The following is a 22,470-nucleotide window of genomic DNA, read 5'->3' as shown; positions in this document are numbered from 1 at the left end:
CTATGCTCAATGATCCCATTTTATAACACTGGCGCCCCAGGTCAAACCACCGCCAAAGCCTACAAGAACAATGACATCGCCTTTTTTGATAAGGCCGCTCTTAACGCCTTCATCAAGAGCAATTGGTACAGATGCGGCCGAGGTATTTCCATATTTATCAACATTTATGACAACACGGTCTAGCGGTAATTTCAGCCGTTTTGCCGCCGACTGAATAATGCGATAGTTAGCTTGATGCGGCACTAAATAAGTTACATCATCGGCAGTTAAGTGAGCTTGTTCCAGTGCTTTATTAGCAGCCTCGCCCATAATTTTTACAGCAAATTTAAAAACTTCATTTCCATTCATGCTGATATAATGAAGCCTTTTTTCAATCGTATCACTGGAAGCAGGAGATTTAGAGCCTCCTGCAGGTACTTTTAAAAGATCACCACCAGCTCCGTCTGCACCAAGATGACTTCCCAGTATCCCATAGCCAGATTCGGTTTCTCCTAAAACTACCGCGCCAGCACCGTCGCCAAAAAGAATTGCTGTACCACGATCTGTCCAGTCAGTAATTTTCGACAAAGTTTCGGCTCCGATTACAAGAACTTTTTCATATGTTCCTGCTTTTATAAAGTTAGTACCTACAGCCATGCCATAAAGGAAGCCAGAACATACAGCAGTCAAATCAAAAGCCGCCGCCTTTGAAGCCTTTAACCGATCTTGCAGTAAGCACGCTACAGAAGGGAATACCATATCAGGTGTAACTGTTGCGACTATAATCAAATCCAATTCTTCCGCCTTTACATTGGCATCTTTTAACGCCCTTTCCGCTGCAATAAAGGCTAAATCCGAAGTAGTTTGATCTTCAGCGGCAATCCGCCGCGCTCGAATTCCAGTACGCTCAACAATCCACTCATCTGCTGTATCAAGAATTTTTTCTAAATCTTTATTTGTCATTACTTTCTCAGGCACATATGAGCCAATTCCTAGTATACCAACAGCTTTCTCGGCCATAGATTGATCTCTCCTTCATCTTTTCATTAGCGTCTACAAATAACGCTTTCTTATGTCGAGTAGAATTTGTTATATTAACTGACCTAATCCCTATCTTAAAAACTGCGCTGACGCATTATTTTATCATTAAGTCTAGTAAACAGGCAACAAAATTCCATTATTTTGAAAACCACCAAGAAAATCCCCATCAAAAATCAGATAAAAATAGAACCACAAAATAAAATATGGTTCTACCGAAAAGACGAATGAGTCGTGGTTACGCCCATTCAAAAGACAAAGTTACGACAATCTCATTATCTTCAGAGCGAATGCTATAATAAGAAGCACGACCCAATAGCTTCTGAAAAGAACGGATTTGTTTCGGCGTTTCACCGATAATTTCTGGTACTCGAATCGTTACAAGCGCCTTATTATTAAAATTTTCTACAACGCTTACATTATTTGAAACAAGCTTAATTCCGGTAAGGATACGAATAAAGGTTGCCCGTCTCATTTTCGGCCTCCCTTTCCATAAATAAAAGTTAGTACTATTATACCACAAATAGTCCAGCCTGTTCCACCAACTTGGCAGCTATGCTCTCTTCCTATTTTTCAATAGAAACGCAAAATGTCTCTATAAACCAGTGTTTATAATTTTTTTGCCTAGTTAAAAATAAGATTATTACTTTTTTCAAAGCAATAATCCAATATAAAAGAGCAATTTTTACTACAGGCATTTTCTCTTGTTTCCTCAAATATGATATAATAAAAGCACTAACAAAAAATTTAATTAATTTTTTACCATGTGCTATTTTCAGTAAGTTTCGAAAATACCTTCATCTTAAGAAAGGAGGGTTGTTGTTTCTTTACTGGAATCATTTGATTTTATTATATTAAAGGAGGTTTTATTCATGACAAGTCCATTTCTCGGTGAATTTCTTGGTACGGCAGTCTTGATTTTTTTCGGCAACGGCGTAGTAGCAAATACGTTGCTGAAAAACTCCAAAGCGGAAGGTTCTGGCTGGATAAACATAATTATTGGCTGGGCTATTGGCGTTCTAATGGGCGTTTTCGTCGCCATTGCCTGTGGTGCACCGCAAGCCGATCTAAATCCAGCAGTAACTTTAGCAAAAACTTTAAACGGCGTTTATCCCGGCTCTGAAGCTATGGGAATTATGCTTGTCCAACTTGCTGGCGGTTTTGTCGGCGGTTGCCTCACTTGGATCTTCTTCCGCGGCCATTGGGAAATAACAGAAGATACTGGTGCAAAATTAGGCGTCTTCTGCACAGCCCCAGCGATCCGCAATTATTCCCAAAACTTATTGTGCGAAGCCTTGGCAACTCTTATGCTGATATTCCCGATCTTTGCTATATTCTCTAAAAACGTCGGGACAATCCCACCAGCTGTCGGCCCCTTCATGGTTTCCCTTTTGATCTTAGGCATCGGCTCCTGCCTCGGCGGCACTACTGGATATGCCTTAAATCCTGCCAGAGATCTTGGCCCACGCATTGCTCATGCTATTTGCCCGATTGCCGGCAAAGGCGACTCTGATTGGGCTTATTCCTGGGTTCCTGTTGCTGGTCCAATGATCGGCGCAGTTCTTGCTTTCATGCTTAGCAAAGCAACTGGTATTTTATAATCCACTCTAGAAAATAATAAAAAAGAGACTGTTGCAAGTTAGTACTTTGAACTTGCCGCAGTCTCTTTTTCTGTATTTGTTTGATTAAAACAATTGCCGTAAACCAAGACAAATAAGCAAAAAACCGGAAAGCAAAGTAGCTTTTTGCCCAAGCCATTCGGCCCCATATTTTTTACCAACATAAGCGCCAATCCATAAAGTAATAAAACTACAAAGGCCGACAAGAAGAGGCATTAACAAACTCGGTAAATCGGTCATACTAACGTCAATCCCGATCGCCAAAGTGTTTATGGATAAGGCAAACCCCAGCACAAAAGCCTCGCGCCAATCAATATGGTGTGATTCATCATGATCGGCTTGCTCTGGTCGGCCAATAATCGCCTGCGGCCAGCGACTCTTCTTAAAATCTTTCGATTCTTTTATGCCAGAAGCGCCAATAAGCACCCATACTCCCACAAAAACAATTAAAGCAGCACCGAAAAGATTCGCTACAGACAAAGCAATATGAGCCTTTATTAACTCACCAATTTTTTCAGCAAAAAAGGTAGCGCCAAATGATAAAAAAGCAATGATTAGGTTAGCCTGCCAGGAAACTTTAATATTTCTAACCCCATAGGCGATTCCTACGCCTAAATTATCGAGATTCGCCGTAATTGCTGTAAATAGCGCCAGAATCCAGGTCAAGAAAACCCCTCCTAAAAGAAAACAAAGAGTAGGAAAAACTTCCCTACTCTTTTATTACAGACTGTATTTTTCAAAAAACAAGAGTTCCTAGCTTTTTATGGGGCGCTGGTAAAACCAAATGATCAATTACTTTGTCAGCAATAGAGCGACAGCCCGCTTCAACGGCTATCTGAACAGCTGATACTTCGCCAGTTAGAGAAACCACCGCTTTCCCTCCCATAAATCGAGCTAAACGAACTTCTAACAATTGAATCGGCGCACTCTTAGCTGACGCATCAGCAGCCACAATAGCTGACGCTACAGAAGCACACTCTATGACGCCTAACGCTTGCAGGGCCTCTGGCTGATTTTGACGCTTTATCGCCGCAATTACGCTTTCATGCAAATTAGGGATGACAAAAGATGCCACAAGCTCTTTACTAGTATTGCTAGAAGTTCCCGCGGCCACAGCACTTTTCACAGCTCCCACATCGCCTGTAACCATGACGAGATATTTGCCGGGACAAATTGCTTGAGCCGTAAGAAGCTCTATCGACGCCGCTTTACACATCGAATCAGCAGCGGCAATACCGCAGGTAATTTTTCGAAATTCTAGTAAGCCAATAGCTTGTTTCATCTTTTTCACTCCCTAGTGCAACATTTTTACTAGATAAATCTCGACTTATACAATAGAAAATCCATCAACAAGAACGCACCGTCTCTGACGAGTAAAGCTACGCGGTGAAGTAAGACCTTCACCAGTTGGCCCAGCAATTGTAAAAGTCGTGTGACCTTCACCGCCTACACCGATACCAGCATAGGAAGGAGCATTTTTTACAAAGATCGTTGTTTCGATCGCTTTTGCTAATCGCGTAAGATGATCGACATTTTTGGAATGCATAATCGCCGTATGACGATTGCCATGTTCGACTTTCACAGCAAGTTCAATAGCTGCGTCAATATCCTTCACCTGCACAACAGGTAAAATCGGCATCATAAGTTCTTCTACAACAAACGGATGATCTTCCGCGGTTTCGCACAAAACCACACGAACGCTGTCAGGTACTTCAATACCAATTTTGCTTAGCAAATATTTAGCGTCCTTGCCAACGTAATCCTTATTGATCCCATAAGATCTTTTTGGTTTTTCGGTACAACCCTCAGCCATTTTCTCGGGTTTTTCAACCATAACAACTGCCAAAAGATCATCAATTTGTTTACCAGTAATTAAATAAGCGCCATATTTTTGCATATACGAAATGAGTTGATCGGCAATGGAGCCCACAGCAATCACTTCTTTTTCGGCAATACAAGGCAAATTATTATCAAAAGAGCAGCCCGCAATAATGTCTTTTGCTGCTTTGGGAATATCAGCTGTTGCATCAACAACAGCTGGCGGGTTACCAGCTCCGGCGCCAATCGCCTTTTTGCCTGACGATAACACAGCTTTCACTACGCCAGGACCGCCTGTGGCTACAAGCATATTAATGCCGGGATGACTCATCATAGCATTTGTCGTTTCTAATGACGGGTTAGCTACAGCCGTAAGTAAGTTAGCCGGTCCGCCAGCGGCGATAATCGCCTTATTTAAAATTTTAATTGTCGTAAGCGAAGTGTTACGTGCGGTAGGATGGGGACTGAAAAAAACAGCATTTCCTGCAGCAATCATACCAATTCCGTTACAAATAATAGTTTCTGATGGATTCGTTGTCGGCGTAATCGAACCAATCACGCCGTAAGGTCCCATTTCATAAAGGGTCAGTCCATGGTCGCCCGTCTTTGCTTCTGTCCTCAAATCCTCTGTTCCAGGCGTATTTAATGCGCCCATTTGATTTTTTATAATCTTATCGGCCACTCGGCCCATCCCAGACTCTTCTACCGCCATTTTTGCTAAAAGCTCCGCATTATTATAGGCCGCTTCTCGCATCGCTTTTACTAGATTTTCCCGTTCCCTAATCGATAGGGCTCTTAAACTAAGATAAGCTTCCCGTGCGGCGGCAACACCTTCGTCTACCGTTTCGTACACGCCATAATCACCGCCATGACCTTTGGCAGCTTCAGGCTGTTGGAGCTGCGCCAATACTTCAGCAGTGATCTTTGTAATGAGTGTCTGATCAATGTTCACGTTGTTACCCCCATTCGGTCTCCATAAATATTCTCGTCAGTCCCTTACCATGCGGCAAGGCCAGCTTTAGCAACTGCCATATCTTCCTCTACCGTTCCGCCGCTCACGCCGATCGCTCCGACAACAACGCCTTGCTCAATGAGGGGGAATCCGCCGCCAAATACAACAAATCTACCATTCAAATTGCCTTCTAGTCCATAAATTGGCATTCCCGGCTGAACGGCTTTAGCCACTTCATCAGTTGGCATTTTTAAGGAAAGCGCTGTATAAGCCTTATCAAGAGCCAAGGAAATACTTGCTAACAAAGAATCATCCATCCGCTCTTGCAAAACAAGATTCCCACCACAATCTACTACAGCAATCACCATAGGAATTCCTAATGTGATCGCTTTTTGTTCAGCGGCTGCTACTATTTTTTTTGCTCTTTCTAACATAGGCATCTTTCTTTCCGTTGGTGTATTTACGTTCGGCGCTGCTTGCAGTGTTTTTATAACTGCTTGAGTAACAGTTGTTATCAGTTCTTCCTGTTCTGCACAGCGAGCTAAAACAAATAAGAAATCAGATAACCTGTTAATATAGAGCGAAACATTGGGCGGAATTTCTTCGCTCCGTCGTGCTTTCACGACAGCTCGCTCGGCTCGTCTAACCATGCTTCTTGCCAAATCAATCGCTGCGCTCACAGCAGAAGTCCCTGGCGTAATAAAATACTTTTGTGGAATACGCTGTTCTTCCAGCTTGTCAATGGTAGCTTCCAACTTCGCTACATGCTGCTCAGTAATGTAGTAAGACTGACCGTTCTGTAGTGTTTCTGTTGCCAAATCGGCATTCAGCCAGATCAGCTCTTCTTGAAGCCTTACGATCGCTTCAATAACCCAGTCCTGTTTGGATAAAGCTCTGGCAAGCCCCAAAGCAGCACTGGCCTCATCAATCGTACCATATGCCTCTACCCGCACATGATCCTTCGGTACGCGCTGACGACTAAATAAACTTGTTTCTCCCTGATCGCCTGTTTTTGTATATACCTTCATTGTACTTACTCCTCAATGAGCGATTGGTTTAGTTCGATTGTATCAATAATTCCAATAATCGCCGCATCTACAGCCGATTGCGGATTTCCCGTCACATGTCTGGCTGAACTGCCTGTAACAACCAAAACGGACTCTCCTGTTCCAGCACCAATCGTGTCAACAGCTACAACAGGGCTAAGACCTTGATTGGAGCAAAGGCGAAGCGGCTGTACAATTAAAAGTTTGCAGCCTGTCAAACTTTCATCCTTTGGCGTTGCTACGACTGTTCCTACTACTTTTCCTAACCACATAACGATCGCTCCTATCGCTTAAGCTTACTCTTGGCTAAAAGTAATCCCATAGTCTCGGGCCATATCACGCGCCAGAGGGGTTATAAGGGCTCCAGGTACAACAGAAATACTAGAAAGCCCTTGGGCGACTGCCGCCTGAACTATTTTAGCATCAAGAACGGCACGTTTCGTCCCGCTTTTCGGGTTCCTGCCAACTACCGCTTCGACTTTTACTGCTTTTGATAAACTGCCGAAGCATACTTTAGCAAGCTCTAAAGCAGGTGTTAAATGAATGCCGAATTGCGCGATGGTTTCTAGATTTTTGGTAAGAGCTGCCATTAAGGCTGGCGAAGCTTTTCCCATATTGCGTTCACGTCGTCCCCAATCGCCTGGATCAGCAGCATTTTGCGCAGCAACAACAGGTTTTCCCATCATCAAAGCTTGCATAATTAAAGTCGTACATAACGTATCAGCTTGCGTATGAGCAATTTTAGCTGCTGTATTTTGTGTTAGCACAGGGACAAGAACTAGGTCAGCATCGCGCAGTTCTTTGCCCGGATAAGGCGAAGCCGCCGTTATAATTTTCACACTAGAACCAAGCTGGGCCGTAATCCGTCCTAAGCCAATAACTTGCTCCGCCGCTTGAGAAAGAACGACTGTGAAGAAAAATCCTTGCTTTTGAAGCTTTGTCAATTCAATAAAACTTTCTTCCATGCCGATTGTTCCGCCTGTAAAAATAGCCAAAGCCCGAACTTTCCTTTCGGGCGGCTGAGGAACTTGCGGCAAAGTTTGCAGGCGGCGCATAACTTCTGTAACCACCTGTTCGACAAGCACATCATAATTCACCTATGATGCACCTCCTAACTTTACAGCAAAGTAACTTTATCACCATTTTTCAAACCGAAGGCATTTGCTTCATCTGTATCAATATGAAGTTCCAACCTAAAGTGATTTTGCACGCGAATCAAAACATGAGTCATCGTACCGCCGCGAACCCCATCAAAGGCAATGGTTTTTAATTCACCATCTTGGATGCCAAACCGCCGTGCATCGTCGCCGCTCATATGGATATGTCTGGTTGCGCAAATAACGCCTTCTTGTAGTGTAATTGCACCGCAGGGACCAACGACCACAATTCCGGCAGAACCTTTAATATCACCGGAATTGCGGAAGGGAACTTTTACACCGAGACTAAAACTGTCGGTAAGCGAAAGCTCTACCTGGGTAGTTTTTCGCAAGGGACCAAGAACTCTTACGCCAGTCATCGCTCCCTTAGGACCTACTAAAGTCACTGTTTCTTCTGCGGCAAATTCCCCAACCTGGCTCAAGTCTTTCTTCTTAGTCAGACTTTTTCCGCAACCAAATAAGACTTCCATATGTTCGGCAGAAAGGTGGATGTGACGATTCGATACGCCCACAGGAATTCCTTCAGGCTCCTTTAAACGACATAGAACTTGCTTTACAATTGCTTGAATCATCGTTTCTTCCAAACTACTCACTCCCACCGTTTCCCTGTCGAATCATGTAGACTAAAAGCCTGATTATTCTTGTCCGTCAATTTTTGGTAGAATTTTTTCTACATCCGTGTGCGGACGAGGAATAACATGAACCGATACAAGTTCTCCGACTTTTCCCGCTGCTGCGGCACCACTATCAGTAGCTGCTTTTACAGCTCCTACGTCACCTCGCACCATAACAGTAACTAAGCCAGAACCGATTTTTTCATACCCAACAAGTATGACATTTGCTGCTTTTACCATAGCATCAGCCGCTTCAATTGCACCGACTAAGCCTTTTGTTTCTACCATTCCTAAAGCTTCTCCCCGCATTATGATTCCTCCCTATTCTTATGTTCGTCGTAATGAATGCAGTTCACTCGCGGTTCTCCTTTACGGCGTTCACAAACCGGATCAGAGCAGAGATTGCAAAGATCTTCCGGTTTTTTTTCAGTCTTTTTCACTTCCGCCTGACTGTCTGCTTCACTTGTTGTCTCATTCATTGTGGCTGTTTGTACAGACTCCTTAGACTCTGCTACGACAGCTTCCTCGCCCAAAACAGTATCAGACACTATAGCAACTTCCACCGCAGCAACTTCGACCACAGCTTCTCTCTGTTCTGTCGCCACTATATCGGCCTCACTAGCGCCACTGGCCTGTTTTTGCCAACCGACCGTATCTTTCGTAAACAAAAGGCCGTCGATTTCCTGATGTGGCCGCGGAATGACATGAGAAGAAAATACTCGATTTACTTTTATCGCTGCCGCATTGCCTGCCGCAACGGCGGCTGTAACAGCGCCAACATCGCCAAAAAGTTTTACCGTAGTGAGACCGCCGCCTTTGGCGAATTCGTAACCTAATAATTTTACATTCGCCGCCTTCACAGCTGCATCAGCTGCCGTAACAGCAGCAGCTAATCCTACCGTCTCAATCAAACCTAATGCTTGCCTAGACACGTTTCAACACCTCCCCATGGCCGTGGGCCGATTCTTGCAAAACCCGGCTGACTATGGAAGATACTAATTGATATAAGGCCATGGAGTCCTCTTGTTCCTTTTGAGCAAAGGTCAAAGAAGTATTGACGTCTTCGCTAACGGCCTTTAGGGATTTAAAGGGAATTCCCTTAACAAGCCGCGCAGCATTATAGCCAAGCGCGCGGCAAACGCTTAGGTTATCTGTTTCTTCCGAAACAAACAGCGGTTTTGCTATGGGAAGTTTCACATAGTGAATGCACATTTTCGCTGTTGTGATACCAACACCAACACCAAGCTGTGACTGCGTCGCAGCTTCATGAGCCAGTTCTTCCACCGTTTCAGTTGTTGTCGTCTCAATCATGCGATAGGGAATTCCTTCTTCTTCCATTCCAGCAGTCAGTTCGCGCAATTTTCTTTCATAACCAGCGTGAGGCTGCATTTGAATAACAATGCAAGGCTTACTAGCAGTTTGATTTGCTGTCATGTCCCTCACGCCTTTCCATCAAAATATGAAAGCACCAAACCTGTCGCAACAGCATTCCGCGGCCCTTCACTACCACGAATATTGCCGCGTCCGCACACAATTCCAAACTCGCCAAGCGAGTCTGTCACCATGTCAGCAACTTCGAAATCAAGAGCCGATCCGCCGACGAGTACCACAAATTCAATGTGGCGAATATTTCCTGTGGGCGCTACCCTTGCCAGAGACCGAAGCGCATTTGTCACAAACACTCGCCGTTTGGCTTCCCGCCGTACATGACGAATCTTATCAAGCGGATGATCAAAAGGAATCGGCACCATGTCATTCTCTTTTAAAATAACCACGCGTGAAAAGACCTGCGGCGGCAGATTTTCTTCAAAAAATCGCACTGTTCCATCTTCCAGACGAATATGATACAAACTTTCAACCTTCGCTAAAGGATATTTTTTGATATCTTCCGCTAAGTCAAAATCGTTAAGACCTAACTCTGAATTAATCAGCATCGTAACCATATCGCCAGCGCCAGCTAAATGAATAGACTCTACCCGCCCTTGCCTTGTGATAATAGCTGCATCAGTAGAACCGCCGCCCATATCCAAAATGGCTAAAGGCTTATCGGTACCAGGTGTTGTCAACGCGCCAGAAATTGCCATATTAGCTTCAACACCGGCAATAACAACACATACCTGCAGTCTTTCTGTCAGCTGATCCGCAATCTGCTGCATTGGTAACCGTGATGTTTTGACCATAGCAGCCAGGGCAACGGCATTTTCTAGGGCAAATTCCCCAGCAAGTCCGCCTTGCACTTTCTGCGGGACAAAAGTATCAACAGCTAAAATATCTTGAATCTTCATTTCACCAATAGGCTGTGAAGTCAAATCACTCATAACCTGTCTGACCCGCTCCAACATGCCGTTAACATTCGTTCCCTTTTCGCCCTGAATATCGCGAATCGGCTGTACTCGTTCCACGGTTTCCATAATTTTACGAGCCCCAGCCTCTACATCAATATCCTCCCGGCCTTTTTCTCCGATCAAAGTAATGAACCCGGCCGGAATCGCTCTAGCCTTGACATCGCCAGCTGGTGTTCGAACAACAACAGCTGATCGATTTCCAATCAAAGCTCTGGCAATTGGTACAATAAGCTTTGTTTCCTCTGGCGATAAATCAAAAACAGTAGCAATTCCGTAAGGATTTGACAGGGTTTGAATCGTTTGGCCAGGCAAAGCAACTTCAACAGCGGAAAGCATGTTAAGCGGAACCTTATCAATCAAGGTGACTTCATCAATAATGGGAATACGCTTATGAAGTCGATTCGCAATCAAGACAGCATCATCTTGCCTTACAATCGCTCCCTGCACATCAACACCCCGATCAATGGCGGCGTTTAATGCAACAGCAGCATCCTCAAAATCAATTCCACTAGGAATCACACAAATCACTTTTTCATGAGCAGCGGTTGTTAACAAATGGTCATAAGAAATTGTCATTCCAACACCAAGACCAATACCACCCGGTGTGGACGGATTATGACCAATCATTGTCGATTCCGTAATAATTGTTTCAGTAATTGTTTCCATCGCCAAGTCACCAATAACAGGAGTCGCTTCATTTAAACGAACTTCACTGATATTCTTTAAGACAATACCAGACTTTTTAACAGCCTCTTCCAAAGCTAAAATAATGCCTGGCACATTGGCGATCGTTCCTTTTATGCCTGTTGTTTTAACAATACTGCTACCAAGATATTTGCGGCTACCGTTCGGGTCAACTTGCGCTAAGCAAACTTCAGTTGTTGAATTGCCAACATCCACACCTGCGATAATTGTCATGAGAATCCCATCCTACTCTGCTCTGAGTCGATTCCGCCGTTCGTAAACATCTGCAGCTTCTCTGACTAGAGCCGCGCTCATTACTGCATTGTATTTTGTTTCCATTTCATCAGCAATTGCAAAAAGCTCTGCTTTAGTAGAACGATAAGGCCGCAGGGCATTATAAATTTCTAAAATTCGTTTATCGGGAATCGCCGTAAGTTCTGCTGCGCGCCGCAGATTATCACCAAACTGATTACGGCCTACACCATCAGCTATTTCAGCCTGCATCCGCAACGTTTCTGGTGCAATGCGCACATCTTCCGGTGTAACACTACCATTTAATACGCTTTCCAGCGTAATATCTGTTAATTTTTTGCCTGTAGGAGTTTTTAACATATCAGGATGCTTTGCCGAAAGCGGATAATCTTTTTCTGGGCAAAGACCACCTGCAGTCGTAGCAAATTTAGGAGCCGCTTGCGGTGCTGGCGTTGCCCCGCCTTGATACATTGATTGTAAAACTTGACGAACAATTTCTTCTACTACTTTTTCCTGAGACATTGATTTCACCTCCGCTGATTTAAAATTGCACTTCTATTTCAATCGGTTTTGCGCCAGGCACAACATGTTCTGTTTCTTTGATGTGAAGTACGGCTGCTTTCGCTTGATACTTTGGACGCGCCATCTGATCATTTTTGGTGGGAACAGGCGTTGGTGATTCACCTTTAGCGTATTTAGCCGCATTTCGGCCAATGGCGCGATAAGTAGGCAAATCAATCAGGGGCGACTGCGAGAAAAGTTCTAAATTGCTAAGCGGCGGTAAATCTTTTTGATGAATGACCGATGTACCACGCGATTGAATGCCAATGGCAATACCGGAACCGCTTAACTTTGTTGCATCATGAGCGGCAAAATCCACATCAGATGTTCTTAAAACTCTTATAACACGGGCTTGAATTCCTTCTTCTTCAATACCAGCAATCATTTCTCTCAGCACATCGCTATGAGGAATATTAATGATCGTTTTATTTTGATATTTGCCAAAAGCCGGAGCAAGAGCAATTACGACTTCATCAGTCCGTGTACCAGGGCGAGCTTCGCCTTTTTCCACCAGTGTCATGTGACGTCCGGAAACAGCTGGTTTGCTTGCGGCAGTACCGGAAGCTTTGGGCTCCATGCCTTGCATAACTTGCATAACAATTTCACGAATCATTTGTTCGTTAATTTGCATTTTTTCGCACCTCTTTCCCCGACTCAAACATCGAAATCAGACGGATTGATCGCCTGACTGATATTTTTAATTTCTTCCCAGCGTTCATCGCTGAGGCGATAACCGGTTCCAGGTCCCTGATAATCATTTTGCTGATTAACGGCACTAATAACATTGAAGTTTTTATCCAAAATAGCTGCCGTATGGAGATAGTCGCCGGAAATACGTTGTTTTAAAAGATTCAATACATTAGTTGCTATATCGGTAAAGCCTGTTTTCGCTAACGCTTTAATGATATCGAGCCCCGTAATGCCTCGACTCATTAACTCTTGCGCCGCTTTAAGGTCTTCCACAACATTACGCGGCGGCATATCGTTACTGCCATGAGCATAGGTTGCAGCTTCTACCTCTTCATCCGTAATAGCTGGGAACCCGAGTTCTTTAAATACAGCTTGAATGGCTTTCGCTGCTTTATTACGAACGCGGATGACTTCTTCTTCTGACGCCGGGCGAAGGCCGCCATCTACTTTAAGGTCACGCTGCAGAATATTCCAATCATCATAGTCTTCTACATCCCAGTTAGAACCAGCAAACATATTGTCATAATTCGGCGTAGCGCTATAGCCAGAGCAAATGAAGTCAGTACCTGGCAGGAACTGCATCAAAGTACGGGCTGTACGACGAATGTCGGAGTGGGTAAAAGTCTGGTCATTACTGGAAGCCACTTCCAGATCCAGCATAGCGGCGCAAAGATTTTCTGCGAGCACAGCGCGAATCCCTGAAGGAACAGCTGCCGGGACACCGATACAACTTACCGAACCATTCTGCAAACCTTGAACACCTGCGCCGCGAGTAATCATGATGCAACGCACTTCCAGGTAAAGCATCGATTTTCCTTCGGCATAGCCCATCTGTACTTCTGAGCCAGTGCCTGACGTAAAGCGCATTTTGAGACCGCGTGAAGCATACGCCGATGCCAAAAATGCTTTCGACCACGGCGTATCATCGCCATCAACAAAAACGTTTTCAGTGCCGTATACGGAGATCGTTTCAGCATAAGCAGTGATGCCGCGCATTCCCAGCTCCAGCTCTGTCGCTTCTTCCAAAGCGCATTGAATCAGCGTACCGCCGCGACCGACCTGCCCGCCCAGAAGAAGGGCCAGAGCATTAAATGGCGCATACCGAACGACAGCAACGGTTGTTTCCATTTCATCAAAACCGCGCAACGATGCTTCGGCACCATCAGCAGCAATCTGCACCGGGTTATCTTTTACATTCGTAACATGGCACTGATTCGAAGGCGTTTTGCGAGCACGCATTTTTTGCAGCGCCATCATCATTTCTACTACATTCATAGCATTAAAAACTTCAACAAGTTTTGCTGCCGTCAAGCCTCTCACAATTTTTACAATTTCTTTCCGTGATACATTGACATCTACAAGCATTTTAGCAATTTCCACACTATTCATAGCCATTGCTTTTTCTGCTATCGTGACATCAATTGCATAATCAGCAATAAACTGATCGATAAAATCAAATTTATCGCGGGGAATTCCATCCATTTCCACGATTTTTCCGTTTTGTACTTTAATACTAGGCACAGGGTCATTGGGGCTGCCCATAGCCATAAGACCAACTTCCGGCCATTCTACTACGAACCCATCCTGATTGACGGGACGGGCAGCAAGCGCTTCAAAACGTTTTGATCTCTTCATGATAAATCCCCTCCTCGTCGACTTAGATATAAGGTGTAGTAGTAGACGGAGCAGCACCGCCTAGAGCTTCCAACAGTTTTTTACCAACATCTTTAGCAGCCAGTACGGACTGACGAACGGCTCCTGAGTCACCGCTGATCGCAATGATAACTTCGTTGGAGAAGCTCGTTCCTTGTGCTGGGCTAGAATAAGCGATTAACTCTACATTGGCTGTTTTTACAGCCACATCCGACATAAGTACGCCAATAGCGGCCGGAGCGCCGACAATCAGACCAAAAGCTTTCCCTAAAGGGGCATTAAAAGCTTTGTTAATGGCATAGCTGGCGCGAGCCGTGTACTGTAATTCAATATGACCAGCATCATTGCCATAAACATCGCCAAAAGTACGATTTAATTCTTTTAAAGCCACTTCAATCGCCCGTCTGGCATCTGAAACTTCTTCAGCGCCAAAGAGAATCAAGCAACCATGACCAGCGCCGCCTTTTGTATCGCGAGCTAGTTCAATCGTAATGATTTCCGTATTTGTTGCTTTAACTGCTTCATCAGCCGCCATAATGTGCGGACCAGCGCCAGTACGAGCGCCTAAAATACCGATGGACCGGAATTTAGGATCAATCTTCATCATGTCATGAAGCATGGGATCCACATTGGCAATAACGAGACCAATGGTATCGCCGATTGCCGTGCCGACAAATTCCGTAAGTCCGGGATTTGCAAATGCGGCGGCAGTTGCTGTTGGGGCTTCGGTAGCTCCCGTTCCAGCTCCTTGCGCTTCCATTCTTTTTTTAATTTCATCCATTACTTTGTCAATCAATTGCTCTTGCATTTATATAGTCACCTCCATAAAATTTCCTACTTTACTTTTGGCAGAATTTTTTCTACATCCATATGCGGACGAGGAATTACATGAACAGATACAACTTCACCTACTTTACGGGCTGCTGAAGCACCGGCATCTGTAGCTGCTTTTATCGCGCCGACATCCCCGCGCACCATAACAGTCACTAGACCTGAACCGATTTTTTCATAACCAATTAAAATTACATTGGCTGCTTTTACCATGGCATCGGCGGCTTCTATTGCACCAACCAGACCTTTTGTTTCCACCATCCCTAACGCTTCACTCATTGCTGCACCTCCTTTCGAAAATGTAGTCCATTAATTCTTCTATACCTTCTCCTGTAAAAGCGGAAACAGGAAATATAGGTCCTTTTACACCGCTTTCCAAAAGACGGATACGAGCTTTATCCCGATCAGCATCAGGCGAATCGATTTTGGTAATCACCCCAATACTGTCGCGAGAAAACATGCCGGCAAAGCCCGGAGGCAGAGTCGGACGGGTGTTACGGCTGTCTTGGACAATTACAATAAGCGAAGCCTGCGCCGCCGTAACCATAAGGGCTGAATAAAATCGCGGCATTTGCGCATACTCGCCAGGTGTATCAATCGCTCCATCAGTAAAAACAAAAGATTGTGTCTTTTCTGCCTTTTTTGAGTCCTTGTTTAGCGCATGAATCAGTGATGTCTTCCCTGCGCCGACAGCACCAACAAACATAACCTGGTTCATGGTTAGGACCGCGTTACTTTCGGGCCGGAAAACCCAAGCCCCTCGGTCAAAAGGTGGATCACTTGCTGCAAAGCCGCTTCTACAGCAGATACATTCCCTGTTATCACAACAGAACCAGTAAAGCGATCCATAAACCCGATGGCAACATCAGCTGTTTTCGTAGCGACATCAGCGGCAATGATCGCTGCTTCGCAGGGAGTAATCGTTAAAATGCCAATAGCCGAAGCATTTGTCAGGCCTAATTTTTCACACAAGTCTTTTTTGGGATTCGCGATTAAATGAGCTAAAGTTACTTGTTTGCCTGGTACATATTCTTGAACCATGCGCGGTTTTTCCGGTGCCATTTTCCCCCCACCTATTTTTCATAGTTTTTACACTTACTTATATTTGATTTTTCTGCCTTTCTACCTTGCTTAAATTTTGCCGAGGCACCGCACATAATTGCTGCCTTAAAAAACAAAAAAGCAAAAAGCATTTAAGCTTTTTGCTAGAATAGGATTTTTTTGTTCTATTATTCTCTTTCTTTTACCCGCCCCTCTTATATGGCTAAATTCTGCTTTGACGTACTTGCTAAAAAATCAGAAATACGAGCTACATTTTGCATCGCATAAAGCATCGTTTTCAAAATTGACACCATTAATACAGCACCGGTACCTTCCCCTAAGGCCATATCGGCTTTTAAAATCACATCTTCGGCCATAATATTGCCAAGTAGCAAACAGTACGCCATGCCTGGTTCTTTCGACATATGCGACGGAATTGCATAGCAATCAATTTTGCTATTTACTCTAACCGCACAAGCATAGGCCACGGCCGTAATAAAGCCATCAAGCACAAAGGGAACTTTTAGCTTGGCACATTCCAGCATACTAGAGCACATAGCTACAATGTCAAACCCACCGACACACCGTAAAATATCTTCAACGGCATGAAGTTTTACCTTATGCTTCTCTACGCCTTTCTCGACGATTTGGCGTTTACGCCGCAACGCCTCTGGCGTCTTTAGCCCAGCGCCATGACCAACCACGAACTCGGGCGGCATTCCAGTCAAGGCATGAAGCACCGCTGAAGATGTTGTCGTATTGCCTATCCCCATTTCGCCAAACGATAGTAGATTGGCTCCTTTTTCCCGAACCGCTTTTTGAACTCTTTCTCTACCAATATCCCAGGCTTTTTGAAATTCGTCCTGGCTCATAGCTTCTTCTTTCATGAAGTTTTTGGTGCCAAAAGCGACTTTCCGACAAACACCAGCTTCTCTCGTATCACGAATGCCAATATCAATTACTTCATAAGGAATTTGATGCATTTGACAAAAACAGCTGATGGTAGCCAAGCCTGCCGCCATATTTCTGGCCTGCAAATACGTAAACTCCACCGGATCAGGCGCAATACTTTCTTCTACTACCCCATTATCAGCAGCATAAATAATGTGGTAAGGACGAATCTCCGTATGAATTTTTTCCCATGCCATCAGCACTTTCTTTAAATGTTTTTCCAGAAGCCCCAGACTGTGCAGCGGTTTTGCCGCGCCATCAATCAATTCATCCACTGTCTTTTCAAAATCCATAATCAATCCCTCCTTCAATAAAAATACCTGTCACAAGACAAACAGCACCTGCCAAAAAGGCAGGTGCTGCTTTGATTAGCTCCTATCCTTCTGGCATTCTCTCTTACGCGAAGACAAATGACAGCCATAACAGGCAGGTCTCCTGGCTAACGGCTCATCAATGTTTTGACGCCTTCCCGGTTTTCCGGTGGCATCAGCCAAAACATCTCCCCGATTACAGTGGCGCGACCGCGTCGTTTCAGAATTGCTTCTGTCCGATCTTCCCTATTCTCCTCTTTTAACAAAGAGGCACCTGTTTGGTGGCATGTTATGAAATTATATCAATCTATTTCCTACTTCGGCAGAAAACTCGCGTTTCCTTGCTAAGTTGACGACTAAGCAAGAAAGTCGATAAGGCCGTAAAAAAAATCCTACTTTATTTTAATAGAAACATTAATAGAAACAAAGGAAGCAAAATAACACCGCCAGTTCCGTCACCACGCTTACAGCGCCATAAACATCGCCAGTCACACCGCCCAGACAACGATTCACATACGCAGCAAATAATAAGCCGATTGCTAAGCCGCCCAATGCAGTAAACAGGCATTTCACCCCTAAAAAGGCAAAAACAAGGGCGAAAAAGACTAATGCAATATAGAGATTGCGGTTTTGCCTATGTGAAGGAAAAACTTGTCCTAACCCACTCGGGCGAGCATAAGGAAAAAAAGTAATCGTAAAAACAATTCCCAATCTTCCTGTTGTCGGCATAGCGATTAAGGCCAAAGGTAAAACAAACGGATCAAGATCGTATAAAAAGGAGAAACGAGCTAACAGGGCTAGTGCCAGCGCTAAAGCGCCAAAAGCTCCTACCCGGCTATCTTTCATGATTTCAAGCATACGCTCGCGTTCCCGCCCCGAAAACACGCCATCAAAAGTATCCATAAAGCCATCCCAGTGCAGCGCCCCAGTAATAACGACTTCACCAATAATAAGACAAGCAATCAAAGACAACTGGGGACCGAGACCGCCAAAGCCCCAACGAGCTGCCACGAGCAAAAAGGCCAGTAAAACACCGATAAATGCGCCAATAAGCGGAAAATAACGAACACTGCGCCCAAAACTTTCTAGCGAGCTGTCATGATGGCTGAGTAGTTGAATTCTTGTTAAAAATTGAAAGCCTGTAATAAAATCACTAAACCATTGTTTCACCATGGAAAAGCCTCCACTATTGAAGCGCTATTTTTAAGATAGAAGAAAGCCCTGCACAAAAGTACAAGGCTTTGCCTATTGTTTTTTCTTATTTCAAGCTTGATCCGAGCGCATTTGCTCCTAAAATTGCGGCACGAACCGATTCTACCGTAACAGGGAAAGGTTCGTTGAATATGGTTTCGCCTGCGGCACAGCTAGCTTCTGCAACCTTCTGAATTTTTTCTTCGGTAATCTCCGTAACGCCAATATCAGCCAAAGTTACAGGCAGTCCGACTTCACGGCAGAAACGAATCACTTCTAACAATTCTTCGCGAGAGCGGTTTTCCAGCACCAGCTGCACCAACGTACCGAATGCAACTTTTTCACCATGATAATATGCATGCGTTTCTTCTAAAGCAGTTAATCCATTATGAACGGCATGGGCCGCAGCCAGACCAGAACTTTCAAACCCAAGACCGCTTAATAACGTATTGGCTTCTACCACTTTTTCCAAAGCTTCCGTAGCTACTTTGCTTTCCGCTGCCAGTTTTGCTTGCAAACCATACTGCAATAGCAAGTCATAACAAAGTCTAGCCAATTGAAGCGCCGCCGAAGTAGAATAACCGCCAGGAAGATTTTTGCCAAAAGCTTTCGCACAAGCATCGGCTTCAAACCATGTAGCAAGTGCATCGCCCATGCCAGAAACAAGCAGCCGGACTGGCGCTTTTGCAATAATTTCTGTATCAAGCAAAACAAGATCAGGGTTTTTCGGCAATACCAGATAGGATTCAAACACGCCTTCCGCTGAATAAATAACAGCTAAGGCGCTGCAGGGAGCATCAGTAGCAGCGATTGTCGGAATAATGACGACAGGCAATTTGGCATAATAAGCTGCTGCTTTAGCCGTATCAGCTGATTTGCCGCCGCCTACACCTAAAATGACTTCAACGCCTTTTTCCTTGATACTTTCTACGAGTCTATCAATTTCTTGCTTGCAGCATTCACCGCTAAATTCTTCAAATAAAGCACTAATTCCCGCCTTGGCAAAGCTTGCCTCCATAGCAGCTTTTACTGTTTTTAAACCGTTTTTTCCGCCAAGTACAAGCGCTTTACTGCCGAGCAAACTCACTTGTTCACCGATGGAATGAATGGCTCCCGGACCTTGTACGTAACGGCTTGGTGAAATCATAATTTTATTCATCTACAGTTCCCCCATTCGATATCCTTCCTCAGCCTCGAGAAAAATTGTTCAATTCTTATTCTTATTATAATACGGAATGGGAAAGAGATCGAAGCTACATATTTGCGGCATTATAAAAAATATTTGCGCATCTCCCAACTACAGAAAATTGCATTCAGCAATTATTTTTCACATTATAGGCTTATCTTGCCAACTTCCGCAAATCGGCCTGTCCTTCTCTTGTTTCCCCCCTTTTGAAATGTTAGGATGAAGGAGATGAATGGAAAACAGGGAGCTGATTGAAATGGAAAACCAAGTACATGAGTATTTTATGGCGCCGATCAGCTTGATCGGAAGAGGTTGTCTAGAAAAACTAGCCGATTATCTAAAACCGATGAAGCTAAGAAAAGCGCTTATTGTAAGTGACAAATTTCTGGTTCAAAGCGGCTTGATTCGCCGTCTCACTGATACGTTAGAAAGTGTTGGCCTTTTCTATGTAATCTATGACGGCGTAAATCCTAATCCTACTGTTAACAACGCGAATTACGGACTGAAACTTTTTAAAGACAACGGCTGTGATTTTCTGATTTCCTTTGGCGGCGGTTCACCGCACGATTGTGCAAAGGCCGTAGCCTTCCTAGCTACGAACGGCGGTCAAATTAATGATTATGAAGGATTAAATAAACTGAAACAACCATCAGCACTAATGATTAGTGTGAATACTACCGCTGGAACAGGCAGTGAATTGACTCGTTTCTGTGTTATTACCGATGAAGAACGTCATGTAAAAATGACAATTTCCGATTGGCGTATTACGCCCCGCATTGCCATCAATGATGCTACACTCATGGTTGACATGCCCCCCTCTTTAACAGCGGCTACCGGCATGGATGCCTTGACCCACGCCATTGAAGCCTACGTATCAACAAATGCTACGCCTGTTACGGACTGCAAAGCCCTAAAAGCCATCGAGCTCATTGCCAATCACCTACCAACAGCTGTCCATGATGGAAAAAACCTGCATGCTCGGGAAATGATGATTAATGCCGCTTACCTTGCTGGGATTGCCTTCAATAATGCCAGTGTCGGTTATGTTCATTCAGCGGCCCATCAATTAGGCGGCTTCTATAATCTGCCCCATGGTTTATGCAATGCCATTATGCTGCCAGTTGTTGCCGAATTCAATGCAAAAGAAACCCAGGAAAAGTTCCGCGATATCAGCGAAGCATTTGGCATCAAAACGATGAATATGACGCTGGAACAAAGTGCCCAAGCCGCAATTATTGCGATCCGCACACTGTCTAAGGAAGTAGGAATACCAGCTGGGCTTAGAGAAGTACGCGGCTTTAATGAGAAAGATATTCCACTTCTCGCTGCGAATGCTCTCAAAGACATGTGCAGCTTAACGAATCCACGCCAAGCTACCCAGGAACAAATGGAGGAACTCTTTCGAGCTGCCATATAACTAAGTGCATAATCAAAAAACAGATTTTATAAAAAAGACGGTCAGCTTCTAAACAAGCTACCGTCTTTTTGTCGACTCTACAATGATATAAAACCGCTTTGCTTATTTTTCTTTAGCCAAAGTGTAGATATCTCCCGCCATCGTAGTGACTTCATTCATATTTTCGGTAACCTTTTCAATTGCGACAGTTTGCTCTTCAACTGTTTTTAACGTATCATTTCCCATAATTACCGTTTTTTGTACCGATCCCTGAATAATATCGGTAAATTCCCGAATTCTCCCGATAGTTTGTTTTGAATTATCCGATAATTTCTGTATTTCCCTAGCCACTACGCCAAAGCCTAGCCCGGCTTCACCGGCCCGAGCTGCTTCAATCGCCGCATTTAAGCCGAGAAGTCTTGTCTCGTCAGCAATGTCTTTAATAAATCCCATAACCTCATTAATTTGCCGTGATACAGTATCAACCTGATTTATTTCAGCATTCAGACTGGTTTGATTCTGCCTGACATCAGATGCCGAAGCGGCAAGTTCTTGCGTCATCGCTGAAATCTGCAAAATACTCGTATTAATGGAGCTAGCCATTTGTTGCAATTTATATTGCTGGTGTCCTAACTTAGATAAAGTATTAGCAACTAAAAATAAAACCTTTGCCGCCGCCTCTACATTTTTTCTTGGCGCCACCTTCACTTTCTCTAAGGCAGCAACATAAGCATTGGAATCAACGCCAATTTCCTGAGCGATTTTACGATAGCGTTCTTCTTCTGGCTGATCCGTCAAAATTTGTCCGCCTACAATCGTCCCAATTTGCCTTCCCTCTAGCAGAATCGGCGCGGCAAAATCAACTAGCCCAGCATGACAATCGTAAATCGCGGGCTTACCAGTCTGCGCCGACTGCTCCCCGCCGATTTTATCACATTCTTTACATCGCTTTAATCCCAAATCAGAACCGCGCGTATACTTCATGCAAAAATCCGTAAAATTACTCGGCTGCGTCACAGGCTCTCCAGTCGTATCAACAGTAATACTTGCTACACCGACGGCTTCAGCAAAATTATCTTGAAACTCCTGCAAAAACTTTAAGTCCACAATATCCGATAAAACGATTTTTTCGTCTTCTGACTCTTTCATCTGCGA

The 22,470-nt window shown here is 44.3% G+C and carries 26 protein-coding genes and 1 riboswitch; of the genes, 2 read left to right on the top strand and 24 right to left on the bottom strand.

Features of this window, described 5'->3' with window-relative positions:
• Window positions 1-6 precede the first annotated feature (6 nt).
• Both AC0NJP_RS01560 and AC0NJP_RS01555 read right to left on the bottom strand, forming a co-directional pair.
• Window positions 7-999 (bottom strand): beta-ketoacyl-ACP synthase III, encoded by a 993-nt coding sequence (locus AC0NJP_RS01560; RefSeq protein WP_474698546.1) that lies wholly within the window; start codon window positions 997-999, stop codon window positions 7-9.
• A gap of 256 nt (window positions 1,000-1,255) precedes the next feature.
• Complete coding sequence (locus tag AC0NJP_RS01555) at window positions 1,256-1,492, bottom strand: hypothetical protein (protein ID WP_474038253.1); 237 nt, start codon at window positions 1,490-1,492, stop codon at window positions 1,256-1,258.
• Between the two features lie 397 nt (window positions 1,493-1,889).
• On the opposite strand from AC0NJP_RS01555, the gene AC0NJP_RS01550 reads away from it, so the two are divergent.
• The gene (locus AC0NJP_RS01550; protein WP_474038252.1) at window positions 1,890-2,618 is read left to right on the top strand and encodes an MIP/aquaporin family protein; all 729 of its coding nucleotides are present in this window, start codon (window positions 1,890-1,892) and stop codon (window positions 2,616-2,618) included.
• 84 nt (window positions 2,619-2,702) lie between these two features.
• On the opposite strand, the gene ytaF is transcribed toward AC0NJP_RS01550, so the two are convergent.
• From ytaF to AC0NJP_RS01445, 21 genes are all read right to left on the bottom strand, one after another.
• Window positions 2,703-3,302, bottom strand: coding sequence for a sporulation membrane protein YtaF (gene ytaF / locus AC0NJP_RS01545; protein WP_474698545.1), 600 nt, complete (start codon window positions 3,300-3,302; stop codon window positions 2,703-2,705).
• Window positions 3,303-3,372: 70 nt separating this feature from the next.
• Window positions 3,373-3,918 (bottom strand): BMC domain-containing protein, encoded by a 546-nt coding sequence (locus AC0NJP_RS01540; RefSeq protein WP_474038250.1) that lies wholly within the window; start codon window positions 3,916-3,918, stop codon window positions 3,373-3,375.
• 45 nt (window positions 3,919-3,963) lie between these two features.
• A complete protein-coding gene (locus tag AC0NJP_RS01535; protein WP_474698544.1) occupies window positions 3,964-5,406 on the bottom strand; it encodes an aldehyde dehydrogenase family protein in 1,443 nt (480 codons plus the stop codon).
• Window positions 5,407-5,450: 44 nt separating this feature from the next.
• On the bottom strand, window positions 5,451-6,434 hold the full coding sequence (locus tag AC0NJP_RS01530; RefSeq protein ID WP_474698543.1) for a cob(I)yrinic acid a,c-diamide adenosyltransferase: 984 nt from the start codon (window positions 6,432-6,434) through the stop codon (window positions 5,451-5,453).
• 5 nt (window positions 6,435-6,439) lie between these two features.
• Window positions 6,440-6,724 (bottom strand): EutN/CcmL family microcompartment protein, encoded by a 285-nt coding sequence (locus tag AC0NJP_RS01525; protein ID WP_474038247.1) that lies wholly within the window; start codon window positions 6,722-6,724, stop codon window positions 6,440-6,442.
• Window positions 6,725-6,748: 24 nt separating this feature from the next.
• A complete protein-coding gene (locus AC0NJP_RS01520) occupies window positions 6,749-7,549 on the bottom strand; it encodes a flavoprotein (protein ID WP_474038246.1) in 801 nt (266 codons plus the stop codon).
• A 20-nt stretch (window positions 7,550-7,569) separates the two neighbouring features.
• Window positions 7,570-8,193 (bottom strand): phosphate propanoyltransferase, encoded by a 624-nt coding sequence (locus AC0NJP_RS01515; protein ID WP_474698542.1) that lies wholly within the window; start codon window positions 8,191-8,193, stop codon window positions 7,570-7,572.
• A 51-nt stretch (window positions 8,194-8,244) separates the two neighbouring features.
• Window positions 8,245-8,532, bottom strand: a complete 288-nt coding sequence (gene pduA, locus AC0NJP_RS01510; protein ID WP_474038244.1) for a propanediol utilization microcompartment protein PduA — start codon at window positions 8,530-8,532, stop codon at window positions 8,245-8,247.
• Entirely contained in the window at window positions 8,532-9,155 is a 624-nt protein-coding gene (locus AC0NJP_RS01505; RefSeq protein ID WP_474698541.1) for a BMC domain-containing protein, read from the bottom strand. Before AC0NJP_RS01505 ends, pduA (AC0NJP_RS01510) begins: the two co-directional genes overlap by 1 nt.
• Window positions 9,148-9,657, bottom strand: coding sequence for a glycerol dehydratase reactivase beta/small subunit family protein (locus AC0NJP_RS01500; protein WP_474698540.1), 510 nt, complete (start codon window positions 9,655-9,657; stop codon window positions 9,148-9,150). The genes AC0NJP_RS01505 and AC0NJP_RS01500 overlap by 8 nt, the downstream gene beginning before the upstream one ends.
• A 5-nt stretch (window positions 9,658-9,662) precedes the next feature.
• The gene (locus tag AC0NJP_RS01495; RefSeq protein WP_474698539.1) at window positions 9,663-11,486 is read right to left on the bottom strand and encodes a diol dehydratase reactivase subunit alpha; all 1,824 of its coding nucleotides are present in this window, start codon (window positions 11,484-11,486) and stop codon (window positions 9,663-9,665) included.
• 12 nt (window positions 11,487-11,498) lie between these two features.
• Window positions 11,499-12,026, bottom strand: coding sequence for a diol dehydratase small subunit (locus AC0NJP_RS01490; RefSeq protein ID WP_474698538.1), 528 nt, complete (start codon window positions 12,024-12,026; stop codon window positions 11,499-11,501).
• Between the two features lie 19 nt (window positions 12,027-12,045).
• A complete protein-coding gene (locus tag AC0NJP_RS01485) occupies window positions 12,046-12,696 on the bottom strand; it encodes a propanediol/glycerol family dehydratase medium subunit (RefSeq protein ID WP_474698537.1) in 651 nt (216 codons plus the stop codon).
• A 23-nt stretch (window positions 12,697-12,719) separates the two neighbouring features.
• On the bottom strand, window positions 12,720-14,390 hold the full coding sequence (locus AC0NJP_RS01480) for a propanediol/glycerol family dehydratase large subunit (RefSeq protein WP_474038235.1): 1,671 nt from the start codon (window positions 14,388-14,390) through the stop codon (window positions 12,720-12,722).
• Between the two features lie 22 nt (window positions 14,391-14,412).
• The gene (gene pduB, locus AC0NJP_RS01475) at window positions 14,413-15,216 is read right to left on the bottom strand and encodes a propanediol utilization microcompartment protein PduB (protein WP_474698536.1); all 804 of its coding nucleotides are present in this window, start codon (window positions 15,214-15,216) and stop codon (window positions 14,413-14,415) included.
• Between the two features lie 26 nt (window positions 15,217-15,242).
• The gene (pduA, locus tag AC0NJP_RS01470) at window positions 15,243-15,518 is read right to left on the bottom strand and encodes a propanediol utilization microcompartment protein PduA (RefSeq protein WP_474038233.1); all 276 of its coding nucleotides are present in this window, start codon (window positions 15,516-15,518) and stop codon (window positions 15,243-15,245) included.
• Window positions 15,511-15,957 carry a EutP/PduV family microcompartment system protein gene (locus tag AC0NJP_RS01465; protein WP_474698535.1) on the bottom strand — a complete coding sequence of 149 codons (447 nt, stop codon included), beginning with the start codon at window positions 15,955-15,957 and terminating at the stop codon, window positions 15,511-15,513. Before AC0NJP_RS01465 ends, pduA (AC0NJP_RS01470) begins: the two co-directional genes overlap by 8 nt.
• Window positions 15,958-15,959: 2 nt before the next feature.
• The gene (eutS, locus tag AC0NJP_RS01460; RefSeq protein ID WP_474698534.1) at window positions 15,960-16,301 is read right to left on the bottom strand and encodes an ethanolamine utilization microcompartment protein EutS; all 342 of its coding nucleotides are present in this window, start codon (window positions 16,299-16,301) and stop codon (window positions 15,960-15,962) included.
• A 194-nt stretch (window positions 16,302-16,495) separates the two neighbouring features.
• Complete coding sequence (locus tag AC0NJP_RS01455) at window positions 16,496-17,524, bottom strand: nicotinate-nucleotide--dimethylbenzimidazole phosphoribosyltransferase (RefSeq protein WP_474038230.1); 1,029 nt, start codon at window positions 17,522-17,524, stop codon at window positions 16,496-16,498.
• Between the two features lie 115 nt (window positions 17,525-17,639).
• Window positions 17,640-17,835: riboswitch (cobalamin riboswitch) on the bottom strand.
• Between the two features lie 121 nt (window positions 17,836-17,956).
• Complete coding sequence (cobS, locus tag AC0NJP_RS01450) at window positions 17,957-18,715, bottom strand: adenosylcobinamide-GDP ribazoletransferase (protein ID WP_474698533.1); 759 nt, start codon at window positions 18,713-18,715, stop codon at window positions 17,957-17,959.
• A gap of 85 nt (window positions 18,716-18,800) precedes the next feature.
• Window positions 18,801-19,892, bottom strand: a complete 1,092-nt coding sequence (locus AC0NJP_RS01445) for a glycerol dehydrogenase (RefSeq protein ID WP_474698532.1) — start codon at window positions 19,890-19,892, stop codon at window positions 18,801-18,803.
• A 283-nt stretch (window positions 19,893-20,175) separates the two neighbouring features.
• Here AC0NJP_RS01445 and AC0NJP_RS01440 point away from each other — a divergent pair, with 283 nt between their 5' ends.
• Window positions 20,176-21,336 carry an iron-containing alcohol dehydrogenase gene (locus AC0NJP_RS01440; protein WP_474698531.1) on the top strand — a complete coding sequence of 387 codons (1,161 nt, stop codon included), beginning with the start codon at window positions 20,176-20,178 and terminating at the stop codon, window positions 21,334-21,336.
• Window positions 21,337-21,438: 102 nt separating this feature from the next.
• On the opposite strand, the gene AC0NJP_RS01435 is transcribed toward AC0NJP_RS01440, so the two are convergent.
• Window positions 21,439-22,464: a PocR ligand-binding domain-containing protein gene (locus AC0NJP_RS01435; RefSeq protein ID WP_474698530.1), complete on the bottom strand. Its 1,026-nt coding sequence runs from the start codon at window positions 22,462-22,464 to the stop codon at window positions 21,439-21,441.
• Window positions 22,465-22,470 lie beyond the last annotated feature (6 nt).

The sequence above is a fragment of the Pelorhabdus sp. sgz311002 genome (assembly GCF_056134285.1).
This window is presented reverse-complemented; position numbering and strand designations above follow the sequence as displayed.

What these genes read in the sequence shown, in the direction of transcription:
- AC0NJP_RS01560 (WP_474698546.1), bottom strand. Translation starts at nt 999, where the DNA reads ATGGCCGAGAAAGCTGTTGGTATACTAGGAATTGGCTCATATGTGCCT.
- AC0NJP_RS01555 (WP_474038253.1), bottom strand. Translation starts at nt 1,492, where the DNA reads ATGAGACGGGCAACCTTTATTCGTATCCTTACCGGAATTAAGCTTGTT.
- AC0NJP_RS01550 (WP_474038252.1), top strand. Translation starts at nt 1,890, where the DNA reads ATGACAAGTCCATTTCTCGGTGAATTTCTTGGTACGGCAGTCTTGATT.
- AC0NJP_RS01540 (WP_474038250.1), bottom strand. Translation starts at nt 3,918, where the DNA reads ATGAAACAAGCTATTGGCTTACTAGAATTTCGAAAAATTACCTGCGGT.
- AC0NJP_RS01530 (WP_474698543.1), bottom strand. Translation starts at nt 6,434, where the DNA reads ATGAAGGTATATACAAAAACAGGCGATCAGGGAGAAACAAGTTTATTT.
- AC0NJP_RS01525 (WP_474038247.1), bottom strand. Translation starts at nt 6,724, where the DNA reads ATGTGGTTAGGAAAAGTAGTAGGAACAGTCGTAGCAACGCCAAAGGAT.
- pduA (WP_474038244.1), bottom strand. Translation starts at nt 8,532, where the DNA reads ATGCGGGGAGAAGCTTTAGGAATGGTAGAAACAAAAGGCTTAGTCGGT.
- AC0NJP_RS01500 (WP_474698540.1), bottom strand. Translation starts at nt 9,657, where the DNA reads ATGACAGCAAATCAAACTGCTAGTAAGCCTTGCATTGTTATTCAAATG.
- AC0NJP_RS01495 (WP_474698539.1), bottom strand. Translation starts at nt 11,486, where the DNA reads ATGACAATTATCGCAGGTGTGGATGTTGGCAATTCAACAACTGAAGTT.
- AC0NJP_RS01490 (WP_474698538.1), bottom strand. Translation starts at nt 12,026, where the DNA reads ATGTCTCAGGAAAAAGTAGTAGAAGAAATTGTTCGTCAAGTTTTACAA.
- AC0NJP_RS01485 (WP_474698537.1), bottom strand. Translation starts at nt 12,696, where the DNA reads ATGCAAATTAACGAACAAATGATTCGTGAAATTGTTATGCAAGTTATG.
- AC0NJP_RS01480 (WP_474038235.1), bottom strand. Translation starts at nt 14,390, where the DNA reads ATGAAGAGATCAAAACGTTTTGAAGCGCTTGCTGCCCGTCCCGTCAAT.
- pduB (WP_474698536.1), bottom strand. Translation starts at nt 15,216, where the DNA reads ATGCAAGAGCAATTGATTGACAAAGTAATGGATGAAATTAAAAAAAGA.
- pduA (WP_474038233.1), bottom strand. Translation starts at nt 15,518, where the DNA reads ATGAGTGAAGCGTTAGGGATGGTGGAAACAAAAGGTCTGGTTGGTGCA.
- AC0NJP_RS01465 (WP_474698535.1), bottom strand. Translation starts at nt 15,957, where the DNA reads ATGAACCAGGTTATGTTTGTTGGTGCTGTCGGCGCAGGGAAGACATCA.
- eutS (WP_474698534.1), bottom strand. Translation starts at nt 16,301, where the DNA reads ATGGCACCGGAAAAACCGCGCATGGTTCAAGAATATGTACCAGGCAAA.
- AC0NJP_RS01455 (WP_474038230.1), bottom strand. Translation starts at nt 17,524, where the DNA reads ATGGATTTTGAAAAGACAGTGGATGAATTGATTGATGGCGCGGCAAAA.
- cobS (WP_474698533.1), bottom strand. Translation starts at nt 18,715, where the DNA reads ATGGTGAAACAATGGTTTAGTGATTTTATTACAGGCTTTCAATTTTTA.
- AC0NJP_RS01445 (WP_474698532.1), bottom strand. Translation starts at nt 19,892, where the DNA reads ATGAATAAAATTATGATTTCACCAAGCCGTTACGTACAAGGTCCGGGA.
- AC0NJP_RS01440 (WP_474698531.1), top strand. Translation starts at nt 20,176, where the DNA reads ATGGAAAACCAAGTACATGAGTATTTTATGGCGCCGATCAGCTTGATC.
- AC0NJP_RS01435 (WP_474698530.1), bottom strand. Translation starts at nt 22,464, where the DNA reads ATGAAAGAGTCAGAAGACGAAAAAATCGTTTTATCGGATATTGTGGAC.